Below are 15,727 nucleotides of genomic sequence, written 5' to 3'. Positions count from 1 at the left end.
GCAGCAGGGCAGCGGAAGCGGCAGAACCTGGGTGCGGAACTCGAGCAGAAACGGACGGCAGTGATGGCCACGGAGTACGGACAGGGGTACGCGCACATGGACCGGCCGGACTTCCGCGCAACCGACGCCGAGCGGCGGCGCCACCGCCTCCCCGCGGGGCTGCGCGCCCCGATCGAGGCCCGCACCTGGAAGGAGCTCGGCTACACCCTGCTGAGCCTGCCCATCGGCATCGTCTCCTTCGTCTTCGCGGTCACGATGCTCTCGCTCGGCGCGGGACTGCTGATCACCTTCATCGGCGTGCCGGTCCTCGCCGGCGCCCTGGCCGGCTGCCGCGGCATCGGCGCCCTGGAGCGGACGCGGGCCCGGGGTCTGCTCGGCCTGGACGTCGCTCCCCCGGAGCCGCTGCGGCCCAAGGGCGGCGGCGCGCTCGCGCTCATCGGGGCCGTCCTCAAGAGCGGCTCGTCCTGGCGGCACCTGCTCTACTCCGTGCTGCTGATGCCCTGGGCGATCTTCTCGTTCGTCGTGGCGGTCGTCTTTTGGACGTACGGCTGGCTGATGCTCACGTATCCGCTGTGGTTCTGGCTCTTCCCGCTCTACGGCGGCCAGGGCGGCATCCAGCTCTACGGCGACGACCACCACCGCATCTACCTCGACAACCCCTTCGAGCTCGGCGTCACGGCGGCGACCGGCTTGCTGATCACGCTGGCCACGCCATGGATCCTGCGGGCCCTGACGACGGTGGACCGGCTGATGGTGCACGGGCTGCTCGGCCCCTCGCGGCTCGCGTCCCGCGTCGTCGAACTGGAGTCGGACCGGGGCGTGGTCGTGGACACCGCCGCCGCCGATCTGCGCCGCATCGAGCGCGATCTGCACGACGGCGCGCAGGCCCGCCTGGTCGCCCTCGCCATGGACCTCGGCCTGGCCAAGGAGAAGCTGACCGAGGACCCCGAGGCCGCTGCCCGCATGGTGGACGAGGCGCACGGCGAGGTGAAGGTCGCCCTCCAGGAGCTGCGCGACCTCGCCCGCGGCATCCACCCCGCGGTCCTCACCGACCGCGGCCTGAACGCCGCGCTCTCCGCGCTGGCCGCCCGCTGCACGGTGCCGGTCCAGGTGGAGGTGGACCTGGCGAGCCGTCCGGCCCCCGCCATCGAGGGCATCGCGTACTTCACGGTCTCCGAGCTGCTGCAGAACATCAGCAAGCACAGCCGGGCGAGCCGCGCCTCGGTGGACGTGTGGCGGTCCGAGGACCGGCTGATGCTCCAGGTCACGGACGACGGCTCGGGCGGCGCCGACGTGAGCGCGGGCTCCGGTCTCGCGGGCCTCGCGGAGCGACTGGACGCGGTCGACGGGATCCTGGTCGTCGACTCGCCGCAGGGCGGCCCGACGGCGGTCACGGCGGAACTCCCCTGGCGCCAGGCGTGATGTGACAGATCCTCAGCCAGGCGCGCCGCCCCTGGTCCGTACGCCGGACCGGGGCGGCGCGACGGGTGACGGGTGAACCAGTCTGGCGACAGCACCGGTGGACGGCCCCGGATCGCGCGATACTGAGGTGCCGGACGCCCGGCCGACGTCACCGGCGTCGGAGCGCGCCGGTGACTCAGCCGAGCGCGCCGGGGGGCCAAGAACAGTGGAGGACAAAGTGCGGGTGGTCATCGCCGAGGATTCAGTGCTGCTCAGGGAGGGCCTGACCCGGTTGCTGACCGACCGCGGGCACGACGTGGTCGCCGGCGTGGGTGATGCCGAGGCGCTGATCAAGACGATCACCGGCCTCGCGGCGGAGAACGCCCTGCCGGACGTGGTCGTCGCCGATGTGCGGATGCCGCCGACACACACCGACGAGGGGGTGCGGGCCGCGGTGCATCTGCGCCACCAGCACCCCGGGCTCGGGGTGCTGGTCCTTTCGCAGTACGTCGAGGAGCAGTACGCCACCGAGCTGCTCGCCGGGTCCAGCCGGGGCGTGGGCTATCTGCTCAAGGACCGGGTCGCCGAGGTGCGCGAGTTCGTGGACGCGGTGGTGCGGGTGGCCGAGGGAGGCACCGCGCTCGACCCGGAGGTCGTGGCGCAGCTGCTCGGCCGCAGCCGCAAGCAGGACGTCCTGGCCGGGCTCACGCCGCGCGAGCGCGAGGTGCTCGGGCTGATGGCGGAGGGGCGGACGAACTCGGCGATCGCCCGGCAGCTCGTGGTGAGCGACGGCGCCGTCGAGAAGCACGTGAGCAACATCTTCCTGAAGCTCGGCCTGTCCCCGAGTGACGGAGATCATCGCAGGGTGCTGGCCGTCCTGACCTACCTCAACTCATGACCGGGCCGACCTCGACTCATGACCGCCGAGGTCAGAGCAAGGTCAGAAATGAGCCGGTCGCGTCAGGACCAGGTCAGGGATCGGCCATAGACAAGCCGTAGGAGTCCTAGAACCAAAGGATGAGCGGGGAGCGTCATCTACCAAGGGCCGGGGGAATAGGCAGATCATGGCAGACCAGGACAACAAGGCGTCTCAAAACGGCGTCCAAAATACGAGCTACCCGAGGAAGGCACCCCTTACAGACGTAGGGTGGGCCTTGGGAGCGCCGGGCGTCCCGGCGATTGCCCTCAGCCGCCTTGAGGGAGGTCCAGTTCAGTGACCAGCAAGGTCAGTAGCGAAGCCGAGCAGGCCGACGGGGCACTCGTCGGAGAGCAGCGCAGGCCCGCGAGTGAGAAAGACGTACGGCGCCTGGACCGGGTGATCATCCGTTTCGCGGGTGACTCCGGTGACGGCATGCAGCTCACGGGTGACCGTTTCACTTCGGAGACCGCGTCCTTCGGCAACGACCTGTCGACGCTGCCGAACTTCCCGGCCGAGATCAGGGCTCCCGCCGGGACCCTGCCGGGTGTCTCCTCCTTCCAGCTGCACTTCGCCGACCACGACATCCTGACCCCCGGTGACGCCCCGAACGTGCTGGTGGCGATGAACCCGGCGGCCCTGAAGGCGAACATCGCGGACGTGCCGCGCGGCGCGGAGATCATCGTCAACACGGACGAATTCTCCAAGCGCGCGATGCAGAAGGTCGGTTACGACACCTCGCCGCTGGAGGACGGCTCCCTGGACGGCTACAGCGTGCACCCGGTGCCGCTGACCACGCTGACGGTGGAGGCGCTGAAGGACTTCGACCTCTCGCGCAAGGACGCGGGCCGGTCCAAGAACATGTTCGCGCTCGGTCTGCTGTCGTGGATGTACCACCGGCCGACGGAGGGCACCGAGAAGTTCCTGCGGACGAAGTTCGCCAGGAAGCCCGAGATCGCCGAGGCGAACATCGCGGCGTTCCACGCGGGTTGGAACTTCGGTGAGACGACCGAGGACTTCGCGGTCTCCTACGAGGTGGCTCCGGCCTCGACGGCGTTCCCGACGGGCACCTACCGCAACATCTCCGGCAACCTCGCGCTGTCGTACGGGCTGATCGCGGCGGGCCGGCAGGCGGATCTGCCGCTGTATCTGGGCTCGTACCCCATCACGCCGGCCTCGGACATCCTCCACGAGCTGTCCAAGCACAAGAACTTCGGCGTACGCACGTTCCAGGCGGAGGACGAGATCGCGGGGATCGGCGCGGCGCTCGGCGCGGCGTTCGGTGGTTCGCTGGCGGTGACGACGACCTCGGGGCCCGGTGTGGCGCTGAAGTCGGAGACCATCGGGCTCGCCGTCTCGCTCGAACTGCCGCTGCTGATCGTGGACATCCAGCGCGGCGGCCCTTCCACCGGTCTGCCGACCAAGACCGAGCAGGCCGACCTGCTCCAGGCGATGTACGGCCGCAACGGCGAGGCGCCGGTGCCGATCGTGGCGCCAAGGACCCCGGCGGACTGCTTCGACGCCGCGCTGGAGGCGGCCCGGATCGCGGTCACCTACCGCACGCCGGTCTTCCTGCTGAGCGACGGCTACCTCGCCAACGGCAGCGAGCCGTGGCGGATCCCGGACGTGGACGAACTGCCCGATCTGCGCGTGCAGTTCGCCTCGGGCACCAACCACACCGAGGACGACGGCACCGAGGTGTTCTGGCCCTACAAGCGCGACCCGCAGACCCTGGCCCGCCCGTGGGCGATCCCGGGCACGCCCGGCCTCGAACACCGGATCGGCGGCATCGAGAAGCAGGACGGCACGGGCAACATCTCCTACGACCCGGCCAACCACGACTTCATGGTCCGCACCCGCCAGGCCAAGGTCGACGGCATCGACGTACCCGACCTGGAGGTCGACGACCCGAGCGGCGAGGCCCGCACGCTGGTCCTCGGCTGGGGCTCGACGTACGGCCCGATCACCGCGGCGGTCCGCCGGCTGCGCGCGGCCGGTGTCCTCATCGCGCAGGCCCATCTGCGCCACCTGAATCCGTTCCCGCGGAACCTGGGCGAGGTGCTCCGCCGTTACGACAAGGTGGTGATCCCCGAGATGAACCTCGGTCAACTCGCCACCCTCATCAGGGCGAAGTACCTGGTGGACGCGGTCTCGTACAACCAGGTCAATGGAATGCCGTTCAAGGCCGAGCAGCTCGCCACGGCTCTCAAGGAGGCCATCGATGACTGACGTCGGCAACGCACTGCTGAAGCTGGTTCCCAAGGCCGAGGCCAAGCAGTCCATGAAGGACTTCAAGTCCGACCAGGAGGTGCGCTGGTGCCCGGGCTGCGGTGACTACGCCGTCCTGGCCGCCGTGCAGGGCTTCATGCCGGAGCTCGGCCTGGCGAAGGAGAACATCGTCTTCGTCTCCGGCATCGGCTGCTCCTCCCGCTTCCCGTACTACATGAACACCTACGGGATGCACTCCATCCACGGCCGCGCCCCGGCCATCGCCACCGGTCTCGCCTCCTCGCGGCGCGACCTCAGCGTGTGGGTGGTCACCGGTGACGGCGACGCCCTGTCCATCGGCGGCAACCACCTCATCCACGCCCTGCGCCGCAACGTGAACCTGAAGATCCTGCTCTTCAACAACCGCATCTACGGCCTCACCAAGGGGCAGTACAGCCCCACCTCGGAAGTCGGCAAGATCACCAAGTCGACGCCGATGGGCTCGCTCGACGCGCCCTTCAACCCGGTCTCGCTGGCGATCGGCGCGGAGGCGTCCTTCGTGGCACGGACCGTGGACTCCGATCGCAAGCACCTCACGTCGGTGCTGCGCGAGGCCGCCGAGCACCCCGGCACGGCGCTGGTGGAGATCTACCAGAACTGCAACATCTTCAACGACGGCGCCTTCGAGGTCCTCAAGGACAAGCAGCAGGCCGAGGAGGCGGTGATCCGCCTGGAGCACGGGCAGCCGATCCGCTTCGGCGCCGACGGCTCCAAGGGCGTCGTGCGCGACGCGGTGACCGGTGACCTGAAGGTCGTCGCCGTCACCCCGGAGAACGAGCGCGACATCCTCGTCCACGACGCGCGCTCCGCGTCCCCGACGACCGCGTTCGCCCTCTCCCGCCTCGCCGACCCGGACACCCTGCACCACACGCCGATCGGTGTCTTCCGGAACGTGGAGCGCCCGGTCTACGACACCCTCATGGCCGATCAGCTCGACACCGCCATCGAACAGAATGGCAAGGGCGACCTCGCGGCCCTGCTCGCGGGCGGCGACACCTGGACGGTCGTCGGCTAGCCCGGCCGCACCCTGCCTCCGGGGCCCGGTCCTGAATCCCTCAGGACCGGGCCTCGTCGTATGCCGTGCGCGCCTTCTGTACGTCGGCCATGCGCCGCTCCGTCCAGGCCGCGAGGCCCCTGACCTGCGCGGCGGCCTCGCGGCCGAGCTCCGTGAGGGAGTAGTCGACGCGGGGCGGGATGACCGGCTTGGCGTCGCGGTGCACCAGGCCGTCGCGCTCCAGGGTCTGGAGGGTCTGGGTCAGCATCTTCTCGCTGACGCGGCCGATGGCGCGGCGCAGCTCGCTGAAGCGGTGGGAGCGCTCTTCCAAGGCGATCAGTACGAGGACGCCCCACCGGCTCGTCACGTGCTCCAGGACGAGGCGGTACGGGCACATGTCCTCGGCGCCCTGGTTCCGGTTACTTACGGCCATGCCAGTACCTTACTTCAAAGTGGGTACTTACGGATAGTTAGTGCCGGAGCTAGGGTGAGTGCCGTACCGTACGCCCATTCCGCATGTAACACGTGCATTCCGCATGCAATAGGAGCATCCAGACATGAGCATCGTCGTCACCGGAGCCACCGGACACCTCGGCCGCCTGGTCATCGAGGGCCTCCTCGCCGCCGGCATACCCGCCGGGGAGATCGCCGCCGTGGTCCGCGACAAGAACAAGGCCGCCGGCCTCGCGGAGCGCGGCGTCGAGCTGCGGATCGCCGACTACAACGCCCCCGAGACCCTGCGCGGCGCCTTCGCGGCGGGCGACCGCGTCCTGCTGATCTCCGGCAGCGAGGTCGGGCAGCGCGTGGCGCAGCACCGGGCGGTGATCGACGCCGCGCGCGAAGCCGGGGTCGCGCTCCTCGCCTACACGGGCGTCCTCGGCGGCCCCGACGCCGACTTCGACCTGGCGGCCGAGCACAAGGTCACCGAGCGGCTGGTGCTCGACTCGGGCCTGCCGTACACCTTCCTGCGCAACGGCTGGTACCACGAGAACTACACCGAGCACCTCGCCCCGGTCCTCGAACACGGTGCCGTCGTCGCCTCCGCGGGCGAGGGGCGCGTCGCCTCCGCCTCGCGCGCCGACTACGCCGCGGCCGCCGTCGCCGTGCTGACCGGCGAGGGCCACGAGGGCAAGGCGTACGAGCTGAGCGGCGATGTCGCGTGGAGCATGGCCGAGTACGCCGCCGAGGTCGCCCGGCAGAGCGGCAAGGACATCGGCTACGCGAACGTCCCCGCCGAGCAGCACCTCGCGATCCTGACCGGCGCCGGCGTGCCCGAGCCGATGGCGGCGATCCTCGTCGACGTGGACGCGGCCATCGCGCGCGGCCGCCTCGCGGGCACCAGCGGGGACCTGGCGCGGCTGATCGGCCGGCCGACCACGCCTCTCGCCGACGCGGTCTCCGTGGCGCTCCGCGGCTGACCCACCGGAGGGGCCGGGGCGCTCGCGACTGTCATGAGCGTCTCGGCCATACGGGCATGACAGCCGGGGGGTTTCGGCGCTACCTTCGGTCTGGCAGCGTCGGACTGCCGTGCGCGAAGGAGGGGCCGTGGACAGCGGAGCAGCCGGACAGTCGAGGAGCGAGCAGCGCATCGGTCTGCTGAACGGCTTCGCGGCGTACGGGATGTGGGGCCTCGTCCCCCTCTTCTGGCCGCTCCTCAAGCCGGCCGGGGCCGCCGAGATCCTCGCGCACCGCATGGCGTGGTCCCTGGTCGTCGTGGGCATCGCGCTGCTCTTCGTGCGGCGCTGGGGCTGGGCGCGCGAGCTGATCCGCCAGCCGCGCAGGCTGGGCCTGGTGGCGATCGCCGCGGCCGTCATCACCATCAACTGGGGCGTCTACATCTGGTCGGTGAACACCGGCCACGTCGTCGAAGCCTCGCTCGGCTACTTCATCAACCCCCTGGTCACCATCGCGATGGGCGTCCTGCTGCTCGGCGAACGGCTGCGGCCCGTCCAGTGGGCGGCGGTCGCCGTCGGGCTCGCGGCGGTCCTCGTCCTGGCCTTCGGTTACGGACAGCCGCCGTGGATCTCGCTCTGCCTCGCCTTCTCCTTCGCCACGTACGGCCTGGTGAAGAAGAAGGTCAACCTCAGCGGCCTGGAGTCGCTCACCGCCGAGACCGCCGTGCAGTTCCTGCCCGCCGTCGGCTACCTCCTGTGGCTCGGCTCCCAGGGCGAGGCCACCTTCGGCACGGAGGGCCTCGGCCACGCGGCGCTGCTGGCCGCCACCGGTGTGGTGACCGCCGCCCCGCTGGTCTGCTTCGGCGCGGCGGCGATCCGGGTGCCGCTCTCCACGCTGGGGCTGCTCCAGTACCTCGCGCCCGTCTTCCAGTTCCTCCTCGGCGTCCTGCACTTCCATGAGGCGATGCCGCCCGAGCGGTGGGCGGGCTTCGGGCTCGTGTGGCTGGCGCTCTCGATGCTGACGTGGGACGCGCTGCGGACCGCCCGCCGGAACGCGGGCTTGGCCGCCGCTCGCCGGGCCGCGGCGGCCGCCCCGCCCGCCGTCCAGGGCGAGCGGGAGCCCGCGGCCTGACGGCCGGCTCCGGTCCTGCCGCCCCCGCGCCATCCCCAGGTCTGTCCCCCGCTCTATCCCCAGGCACCCGACTCCGCGGCCCGCTTCGCGTACTCGGTGAAATCGCGGGCCTCCCGGCCGAGGACCTCGCGGACACCGGAAACCGGCGCGGAGTTGTGGCCCCCGGCGAGGAAGGTGAGCACGGCCGCGAGCGACCGGGCGGCATCCTCGGGCATGCCGCGCCCCATCGTCTCGGCCACGTACGCCTCCTCCGTGATGTCCTCGAACCGCATCGGCCGCCCCGACGCCTTCGCCATCTCCGCCACCGCTTCGGCGAACGTCAGCGAGCGGGGCCCGGAGAGTTCGTACGTACGGCCCGAGTGACCGTCCTCGGTGAGCAGGACCGCGGCGACCTCCGCGATGTCCTCCACGTCGATGAACGGCTCCGGCACGTCACCGACGGGCAGCGCCAGGCGCCCTTCGAGCAGGGGCTCGTGGAAGACGTCCTCGTCGAAGTTCTGCGAGAAGTTGTTCGGACGGATCACCGTCCAGTCCACGCCCGCCTCACGGACCACGCGCTCGGCCTCCGCCATGGACGGCTCGAACGAGTCGCCGTAGACCTCGATGCCCCTGCCGGACAGGACCACGAAGCGGCGCACGCCCGCGGCCCGCGCCTGCGCGACGAAGTCGGCGATCGGCTCGGGGTCGGGCGGGCCGACCAGGTAGAGGGCGCCCACCCCCTCCAGGACGGGGCCCCAGGTGGTGCGGTCGGTCCAGTCGAACGGTGTCTGAGCCGTCCTGGAGGCGGCGCGCACGGTGTGCCCGGCCGCGCGGAGCCGGGCGACGACGCGGCTGCCGGTCTTGCCGGTGGCCCCGAGGACGAGGATCGGGGCGCCACGGCCGGACGGCTGGTTCCGCGGGGCGGAGTGCTGCTGCCGCTTCTCGGTCTGCTGTGCCTGGGAGGTCTGCCGTGCCTGCTGGGTCTGCTGGTTGCTGGTCATGAGTTCAGCCAACCGCCTTGGCGTGTCGTGGGGCATGGGCATCCGTCTCCAAAGGATCCGCGTCCGTCTACCGTGGGTGGCATGGACGCTCTGGGGGATCTGCTGCGAGGGGTGCGTGCGGACGGCGCGCTGTTCAACCGGACGGTGCTGACGCGCCCTTGGGAGACCAACCGCGCCGAGGCGGCGGCTCTCGAACTGATCACGGTGGTACGCGGCTCGGCCCGCGTCTTTGTCGCGCCGGACGAACCGCGGACCCTGCGGGAGGGCGGCGCCGCGATCGTGTGCACGAAGGCGCCGTTCACCCTGTCCGCTGTCGGCGCCGAGTGTGAACTGGTCAGCGGCGCCTACCAGTTGGACAGCTCTGTCGGGCGGCGCCTGATCAGCGCGCTGCCGCCCCTGCTCGTCGTCCCCTCCGGCGAGGAGTGCATGCCCATCGTGGAACTCATCGCCGCCGAGATCTCCGCCGACCGCCCCGGGCGCCAGTACGTGATGGACCGGATGCTCGACTGGATGCTGGCCTGCACCCTGCGCGAGTGGTTCGACCTGCCCGAGGCCTGCCCACCCGCCTGGTACCGCGCGCTCGGCGACGATGTCGTCGGCCCCGCCCTGCACGCCATGCACGACGAACCCGCGCGCCCCTGGACGGTGGCGGCGCTCGCCGCGCGCGCCCGGGTCTCGCGCGCGGTGTTCGCCAGGAACTTCACCGATCTGGTCGGCAGGCCCCCGATGGCGTACCTCACCGAGTGGCGCATGACGCTCGCCGCGGAACTGCTCGCCGAGCCCGGCGCGACGGTCGCCTCCGTGGCCGGACAGGTGGGCTACGCCGACGGGTTCGGCTTCAGCGACGCCTTCAAGCGGATCCGGGGCATCGCACCGGGCGCTTACCGCGCCTCACTGACCACGGGCGGCACGACCTCGGGCACGGCGCTCCGCGCGGCGGGCTGAACGGTGGTCCGAGCTGTGGGCCGATCAGTGGTCTGCGCGCTGGTCAGAGCTGCGGACTGAACGGTGGTCTGCGCCGCCAGGAACGCGGAGACCACCCAGAGCAGCCCCAGATCGATGCCCAGCTCGATGACCGCCGCGAACTGGTCCATCGTGAACTTGAATATCTGGCCGACCAGGATGTCCACGAGCAGCGCCGCCCGGAAGAGCCGCAAGGCCGCCCTCCGGTCTCCGCGCAGGCGTATCAGCCCGGCGATGCCCAGCGCGGCCGAGGCCACCTCGGTGAGCGCGACGGCGAGGTGGGCGCCCGGCTGCGGCTCCCGCGCCGGCTGTCCGCCGAAGAAGTCCATGGACATCCAGACGGCGAACAGCAGCGCCTCGGTCAGCAGGCAGAGCACGGCAGCGCCCAGCACCACCCGCGTACGCGCCAGCCACCGCAGCGCCCGCCCCGCACCGTCCGCCCACGTCCGCCACCGCGCGGGCGCGGCGGGCGGGCGCTCCGGGAGGGCGGCGAGCAGGCGGACCAGCGCCGCGTCCACCTCCCGGTCCGAGCCCTCGACGAGCCGTATCGCCGCCTGGCGCTGCTCGGCCGGGAGGCCCGTGGTGACGCCGGCCAGGGCGTGGTCGGCGGCGTGCGCGGTGCGCTGCCGGGCGTCCAGTGCCGAGGAGTCGGCGGTGCGGCCGCGTATGAGGTGGGTGAGCAGGAGCAGCGAGGCGAAGCTCAAGTAGATGATTCCGGCGGCCGGTTGGTAGAAGTACCCCGGCTCGTCCGTGATCTGCTTGCCGACCTCGTCGATGAAGAGTCCGAAGCCGGCGCCGCCGACGACCGCGCCCGTGAGCCGGGCCGCGCGGCCGAGGAAGCCGAGCGTGAGCAGGACCGCGGCCGCCATCAGGAGCCCGCCCCAGAGCATGTGGGCGATGTGCAGCCGGCTGCCGCCGCCCCCGCCGAGGTTCGGATAACCGGCCAGGGCCAGGAAGGCGCGGGTGGCCAGGACCGTGACGATGCCGGTCAGCGCGAAGGCGTTGGCGTGCAGAGCGGCGGCGTCAACGTGGTGGCAGCGTGAGATCCGGGAACAGAACCGCTCCGTCGCGCGATGTCAACGTGGCCCCTCACTTCTCCCCTGGCACTCCAGGTCTCCCGTGACCACTCCAGCGTGCCGCCCCGGGCCCCTCCCCGTGATCCGGGAACACCCCGAACCGACCCTCAACCACCCCCTAGGTCACGTGAGTTCGCGCGATGTCGCGGAGAAGCGTGGAGAACAGTGGAGGGGCGGTGCTCGCGGCGAAGACACGGTGAGCGAACGAGGGGTCGCACGCCGCCAGACCGCCACGAACGCCGGCAGCCCGGCACCACCCGCAAGCTCCCCGCCCGGCGAAGCCTCCGTAGGTCCGCCCGGCGAAGCCTCTGTAAGTCCGCCCGGCGAAGCATCCCAAGGTCCGCCCGGCGAAGCCTCCGTGGATCCGCCCGCCAAAGCCCCCGCCCCGCCCGGCGGGACCGCCACGGATCCGGGCCGCCCCCCGCACGGCACCGGCCAGACCGACCCCACGCACCCCCGCCACCCCACGCACCCCGCCCACGCACACGCACGCCTCGCCCACCGCCTCCTCCTCGCCGTCTGCTGCGCCTTCGCCCTGCTGTCCTGCGTCCTCGTCCCGCTCACGCTGCCCCTCGGCTGGGACGAGCTCGTCTACGCCAGCCGGTACTCGCCCTACGCCCCCGCCACGCCGTTCAGCGCCCCCCGGACCCGCGGCGTGCCGTTCCTCATCGCGCCCGTGGCCACCTGGAGCGACTCCACCGTGCTCCTCAGGGTGTGGCTGACGCTGCTGGCGACCGCCGCCCTCTATCTCGGGTTCCGCCCCTGGCTCCGCGCGGCCCACCGGCCCTGGGCGGCGCCCGTCGCCGCCGCGCTGTACGGCAGCCTCTGGATCACGCTCTTCTACGCGAACTCGGCCATGCCCAACCACTACACGGCCATGGGCGCCGTCGGCGCGGTCGGGCTCTTCCTGTGGCCACGGCAGTCCCTCCTCACGTGCACCGGCATCGCTGCCGGTATCGCCCTCGCCACGCTGATGCGGCCCAACGACGGCTTCGCCATAGGGCTGCCCCTCCTCGTCGCCGCCCTGCTGGTGCCCGCCTGGCGCGGACGGAGCCGCGTCCTCGCGGTGCTCGCCGGGCTCGCGGCGGGCGCGCTGCCCTGGGCCGTGGAGGCGTACATCCGTTTCGGCGGGATCCGCGAACGGCTGACGGAGGCGAGCGAGGTGCAGGGCGATCTGCGTCCGCTGCTCTCGTTCGTCCACCACCTCACGGTCATCGACGGGCCGCTGCTCTGCCGCCCCTGCGACAACGACAGCGTCCGGCCCGTGGCGGCGGAGTGGTGGCTGCTGCTGACGCTCCTGGTGGCGGCCGGCCTGTGGACCCTGCGCCGCGCGGGCTGCCGGCCCACGCCCCGACAGGCCTCCGCGCCACCCGCCCCCACCGCGGCCCCGGCCGGCCCCCTGCGCGACGCCCTCCTCGCCCTCGTCACGGGCCTGGCCATCGCCCTGCCATACTTCGTCCTCGTCCCCTACGCCACCCCGCGCTTCCTGCTCCCGACCCACGCCCTGTTCGCCCCCACCGCGGCCATCGGACTCCTCACCCTGCTCCGCCTCGCCCGCGCGGCCAGGCCCCGGTGGGCCGGTGTCGCCGTCCCCGCAGTCGTACTCGGCGGTCATCTCGCCGTCCAGGCCGCCCTCGCCCACGGCAACGCCACGATCCAGGGGGAGGCCCGCCGCGACTGGGTCCGGGTCGCGGAGACCCTGGAGCGGCACGGCGTGGGCAACGGCCCTGGCCCCGGCGCCGGGACCGGCACGCCCTGCCTCCTGAACGGCAACACCTCCGTCATCCCCCTCGCCCACACCGCCGGCTGCGCGCCCGGCGGCGGACTCGACGATCCGCGCCGCCCCACCGCCCTGGTGATGCGCGGGGCGGCGCCTCCCGAGTGGGCCCGCGACTGGCCACGCCATACGGTGCCCGGCACGTATGTACGCGGGTGGGTCATCCACGTACGCCCGTAAAGGAACGCTCCTGACGCGGGGCGTTACCGGAACACCCTGGACGCCATTGCTTGCGCATGCATATAGTGCACGCGCAAGCAATTGCCGCAGCGATCGGCCCGCCGCCGCACCCGTCGGCCGTGCCGGGCCACCTCCAGGGGGAGACTCTTATGACCCGCAAGTTCCTCTTCGTCGTCGGCAGCGCCCGCCCCGAGGGCAACACCGAGCTCTTGGCCCGCGAGGCCGCCGAGCAGTTGCCCCCGGACGTCGAGCAGCGCTGGATCCACCTCGCCGATCACCCGCTGCCCGACTTCCAGGACCTGCGTCACGACGACACCCGGCCCCGCGCCCGCCCGCGCCCCGCGGGCGACACCGAGGCGCTGCTGCTTGACGCCACCCTCGACGCCACGGACATCGTCATCGTGTCGCCGCTGTACTGGTACTCGGTGTCGGCCACCGTCAAGCGGTACCTCGACTACTGGGACGCGTGGCTGGAGACGCCGGAGATCGCCTTCAAGGACACCCTGAAGGGCCGCACCCTGTGGGGCGTGACGGCGCTCGCGCACCGCGAGGAGGAGGTGGCGGACCCGCTGGTCGGTACGTTGAACCACACCGCCGCCTTCTTCCCGATGCGCTTCGGCGGCGTCCTGCTCGGCAACGGCACCCGGCCCGGCCAGGTCCTTGAGGACTCCGAGGCCCTGGCGCGCGCCAAGACGTTCTTCGCGCAGGAGCCGCCGCTCGCCCGCTACCCGTACGACAAGGGCTGAGTACGACGACACCTGCGGCTACGCCATGACGTCCTTCGCCCCGAACCGCGCCCACGCCGCCGAGCCGAAGACCGCCGCGTAGAGCCCCTGCATCTGGAAGTTCTTGACGAGGTCGTCCCAGTGGACGGGCTCGCGCATCAGGTCGGCGAACGACAGCCAGTAGTGGGAGAAGAAGTACGGGTGCAGCGCGTCCAGTTGCGGGATCTGGTCGAGGATCTGGACCGTGATCAGCAGACCGACGGTCGTCGCCATGGCCGCGATGCCGCTGCTGGTGAGCGTCGAGACGAACAGCCCGAGCGCCGCCACGCCGATCAGTGACGCGGCGACGACCAGCGCGATGAGCAGGGCCCGCAACAGCCCCTCGCCGAAGCTGATGCGGGTGCCGGAGATCGTGGTGACCTCGCCGAGCGGAAAGAGCAGCGCGCCCGTCGCGAGCGCGGACGTGGCGACGACCAGGGTCGCGACCAGGCAGAACGTCAGTGTGGTCGCGTATTTGACGAGGAGCAGGCGGGTGCGTCCGGCGGGCGCCACCAGCAGGTAGCGCAGCGTGCCCGCGCTCGCCTCTCCCGCGATGGCGTCGCCTGCGACGACGCCGACCGCCATCGGCAGGAAGAACGGCAGCGTCGCGGCGAGCGCGGTGAAGACCAGGAACAGGCCGTTGTTGGTGATCTGCGCGATGAACGCGGGGCCGCCGCCATCGCCGCCCCCGCCGATCGACGAGCCGTCGCTGGTCTCGATCCTGACGGCGACGCCCACGAGGACCGGCACCGCGGCTAGCACGCCGAGCAGCGCGAGGGTCCGCCAGCGGCGGAAGGTGATCGCCAGCTCGCTGCGGAAGAGCCCGAGGGTCCAGCTCGGCCTCGGCTCGCTCGGGTCGCGGTCGCCTGCCACACCCGCCTTGAGTACGTCCATCGGCTCAGCCCGCGGCATCGAAGCCCTCCCCTGTCAGCGCCACGAACGCGTCCTCCAGCGAGGCCCGTTCCAGGCCGAAGCCACGGACGCGTACGCCCGCCTCGACCAGCGCGGCGTTCAGCTCGGCGAGTTCCGTGTCCCGGCCGGACGCGTCCTTGCCCGGCGGCTCACCCGTCACGCGGTCCTCCGTCACGACCAGATCCGCCACGCCCCGCTCCTTCAGGACGCGGGCCGCGTCGCCCGGATCCGGTGTGGTCACGATCAGCCGGCCGCGCGCGCCCGCCGCCAGCTCGGCGACCGGGCCCTGGGTGATCAGGCGGCCCCGGGTCATCACGGCCGCGTGGGTGCAGACCTGCTCGATCTCGTCGAGGAGGTGCGAGGAGAGGAAGACGGTCGTGCCCTCCCGTGCCAGCTCGCGCACCAGGGCGCGGATCTCGCGCATGCCCTGCGGGTCGAGGCCGTTCGTCGGTTCGTCCAGGACCAGGAGCCTGCGCGGCTGGAGCAGCGCGGCCGCGAGGCCGAGCCGCTGCTTCATGCCGAGCGAGTACGCCTTCGCCTTCTTGCCCGCGGCGGCGGTCAGGCCCACCCGGTCCAGGGCGGCCTCGGCGCGCCGCCGCCGGGTACGGGGATCGGCGGTCGGGTCGGCGGAGTCGTACCGCAGGAGGTTGTCGCGGCCCGACAGGAAGCCGTAGAGGGCGGGGCCCTCGATCAGCGCGCCCACGTGCGGCAGGACGGTACGCGTGGAGCGCGGCATGGGGCTGCCGAGGACGCGCGCGGTGCCCGAAGTCGGCTCGATGAGGCCCATCAGCATGCGGATCGTGGTCGTCTTGCCCGAGCCGTTCGGCCCGAGGAACCCGAAGACGCTGCCTTCGGGGACGGTCAGGTCCAGCCGGTCGACGGCGAGGTGCTTGCCGTAGCGCTTGGTGAGCCCGCGCGTCTCGATCACGTAGGGGAGCGGCGCGTCACCGTCCGACGGCCCCCCGATCAT

At 71.8% G+C, this 15,727-nt stretch carries 14 protein-coding genes; 9 read left to right on the top strand and 5 right to left on the bottom strand.

Annotated features, from left to right (window positions below; translation table 11 throughout):
- The first annotated feature begins 63 nt into the window (after positions 1-63).
- The 4 genes from KKZ08_RS22415 to KKZ08_RS22400 all read left to right on the top strand — a co-directional run bounded on the left by KKZ08_RS22415 (position 64) and on the right by KKZ08_RS22400 (position 5,600).
- Entirely contained in the window at positions 64-1,422 is a 1,359-nt protein-coding gene (locus tag KKZ08_RS22415) for a sensor histidine kinase (RefSeq protein WP_223776162.1), read from the top strand.
- Positions 1,423-1,639: 217 nt separating this feature from the next.
- Complete coding sequence (locus KKZ08_RS22410; protein WP_276573902.1) at positions 1,640-2,299, top strand: response regulator transcription factor; 660 nt, start codon at positions 1,640-1,642, stop codon at positions 2,297-2,299.
- A 315-nt stretch (positions 2,300-2,614) separates the two neighbouring features.
- Complete coding sequence (locus KKZ08_RS22405) at positions 2,615-4,546, top strand: 2-oxoacid:acceptor oxidoreductase subunit alpha (protein WP_223776160.1); 1,932 nt, start codon at positions 2,615-2,617, stop codon at positions 4,544-4,546.
- Positions 4,539-5,600 carry a 2-oxoacid:ferredoxin oxidoreductase subunit beta gene (locus tag KKZ08_RS22400; RefSeq protein WP_223776159.1) on the top strand — a complete coding sequence of 354 codons (1,062 nt, stop codon included), beginning with the start codon at positions 4,539-4,541 and terminating at the stop codon, positions 5,598-5,600. Before KKZ08_RS22405 ends, KKZ08_RS22400 begins: the two co-directional genes overlap by 8 nt.
- 40 nt (positions 5,601-5,640) lie before the next feature.
- Here KKZ08_RS22400 and KKZ08_RS22395 read toward each other — a convergent pair whose 3' ends face one another.
- On the bottom strand, positions 5,641-6,012 hold the full coding sequence (locus tag KKZ08_RS22395) for a helix-turn-helix domain-containing protein (RefSeq protein WP_223776158.1): 372 nt from the start codon (positions 6,010-6,012) through the stop codon (positions 5,641-5,643).
- A gap of 124 nt (positions 6,013-6,136) precedes the next feature.
- Between KKZ08_RS22395 and KKZ08_RS22390 the strand changes: the two genes are divergently transcribed.
- Complete coding sequence (locus KKZ08_RS22390) at positions 6,137-6,997, top strand: SDR family oxidoreductase (RefSeq protein WP_223776157.1); 861 nt, start codon at positions 6,137-6,139, stop codon at positions 6,995-6,997.
- 127 nt (positions 6,998-7,124) lie between these two features.
- Positions 7,125-8,105 carry an EamA family transporter RarD gene (gene rarD / locus KKZ08_RS22385; protein WP_223776156.1) on the top strand — a complete coding sequence of 327 codons (981 nt, stop codon included), beginning with the start codon at positions 7,125-7,127 and terminating at the stop codon, positions 8,103-8,105.
- Between the two features lie 53 nt (positions 8,106-8,158).
- On the opposite strand, the gene KKZ08_RS22380 is transcribed toward rarD, so the two are convergent.
- Entirely contained in the window at positions 8,159-9,085 is a 927-nt protein-coding gene (locus KKZ08_RS22380) for an NAD(P)H-binding protein (RefSeq protein WP_223776155.1), read from the bottom strand.
- Between the two features lie 81 nt (positions 9,086-9,166).
- Here KKZ08_RS22380 and KKZ08_RS22375 point away from each other — a divergent pair, with 81 nt between their 5' ends.
- Positions 9,167-10,030: an AraC family transcriptional regulator gene (locus tag KKZ08_RS22375; protein ID WP_223776154.1), complete on the top strand. Its 864-nt coding sequence runs from the start codon at positions 9,167-9,169 to the stop codon at positions 10,028-10,030.
- On the opposite strand, the gene KKZ08_RS22370 is transcribed toward KKZ08_RS22375, so the two are convergent.
- Entirely contained in the window at positions 9,967-10,938 is a 972-nt protein-coding gene (locus KKZ08_RS22370; RefSeq protein ID WP_223776153.1) for a hypothetical protein, read from the bottom strand. The genes KKZ08_RS22375 and KKZ08_RS22370 overlap by 64 nt on opposite strands.
- A gap of 544 nt (positions 10,939-11,482) precedes the next feature.
- On the opposite strand from KKZ08_RS22370, the gene KKZ08_RS22365 reads away from it, so the two are divergent.
- A complete protein-coding gene (locus tag KKZ08_RS22365; RefSeq protein WP_223776152.1) occupies positions 11,483-13,081 on the top strand; it encodes a hypothetical protein in 1,599 nt (532 codons plus the stop codon).
- 149 nt (positions 13,082-13,230) lie between these two features.
- A complete protein-coding gene (locus KKZ08_RS22360; protein WP_223776151.1) occupies positions 13,231-13,827 on the top strand; it encodes an NAD(P)H-dependent oxidoreductase in 597 nt (198 codons plus the stop codon).
- A gap of 18 nt (positions 13,828-13,845) precedes the next feature.
- Here KKZ08_RS22360 and KKZ08_RS22355 read toward each other — a convergent pair whose 3' ends face one another.
- The gene (locus KKZ08_RS22355) at positions 13,846-14,739 is read right to left on the bottom strand and encodes an ABC transporter permease (protein WP_223779147.1); all 894 of its coding nucleotides are present in this window, start codon (positions 14,737-14,739) and stop codon (positions 13,846-13,848) included.
- Between the two features lie 4 nt (positions 14,740-14,743).
- Positions 14,744-15,727: an ABC transporter ATP-binding protein gene (locus tag KKZ08_RS22350; RefSeq protein ID WP_223779146.1), complete on the bottom strand. Its 984-nt coding sequence runs from the start codon at positions 15,725-15,727 to the stop codon at positions 14,744-14,746.

This window comes from Streptomyces sp. 135, from assembly GCF_020026305.1.
GTDB lineage: Bacteria > Actinomycetota > Actinomycetes > Streptomycetales > Streptomycetaceae > Streptomyces.
The sequence above is the reverse complement of the archived record's forward strand: the minus strand, read 5'-3'. Positions and strand labels throughout refer to the sequence as shown.

Bases quoted from the DNA above. Each gene is read 5' to 3' on its own strand.
- KKZ08_RS22375 (WP_223776154.1), top strand. From the start codon at position 9,167: ATGGACGCTCTGGGGGATCTGCTGCGAGGGGTGCGTGCGGACGGCGCG.
- KKZ08_RS22380 (WP_223776155.1), bottom strand. From the start codon at position 9,085: ATGACCAGCAACCAGCAGACCCAGCAGGCACGGCAGACCTCCCAGGCA.
- KKZ08_RS22400 (WP_223776159.1), top strand. From the start codon at position 4,539: ATGACTGACGTCGGCAACGCACTGCTGAAGCTGGTTCCCAAGGCCGAG.
- KKZ08_RS22390 (WP_223776157.1), top strand. From the start codon at position 6,137: ATGAGCATCGTCGTCACCGGAGCCACCGGACACCTCGGCCGCCTGGTC.
- KKZ08_RS22395 (WP_223776158.1), bottom strand. From the start codon at position 6,012: ATGGCCGTAAGTAACCGGAACCAGGGCGCCGAGGACATGTGCCCGTAC.
- KKZ08_RS22355 (WP_223779147.1), bottom strand. From the start codon at position 14,739: ATGGACGTACTCAAGGCGGGTGTGGCAGGCGACCGCGACCCGAGCGAG.
- KKZ08_RS22360 (WP_223776151.1), top strand. From the start codon at position 13,231: ATGACCCGCAAGTTCCTCTTCGTCGTCGGCAGCGCCCGCCCCGAGGGC.
- KKZ08_RS22370 (WP_223776153.1), bottom strand. From the start codon at position 10,938: ATGCTCTGGGGCGGGCTCCTGATGGCGGCCGCGGTCCTGCTCACGCTC.
- KKZ08_RS22350 (WP_223779146.1), bottom strand. From the start codon at position 15,727: ATGATCGGGGGGCCGTCGGACGGTGACGCGCCGCTCCCCTACGTGATC.
- KKZ08_RS22415 (WP_223776162.1), top strand. From the start codon at position 64: ATGGCCACGGAGTACGGACAGGGGTACGCGCACATGGACCGGCCGGAC.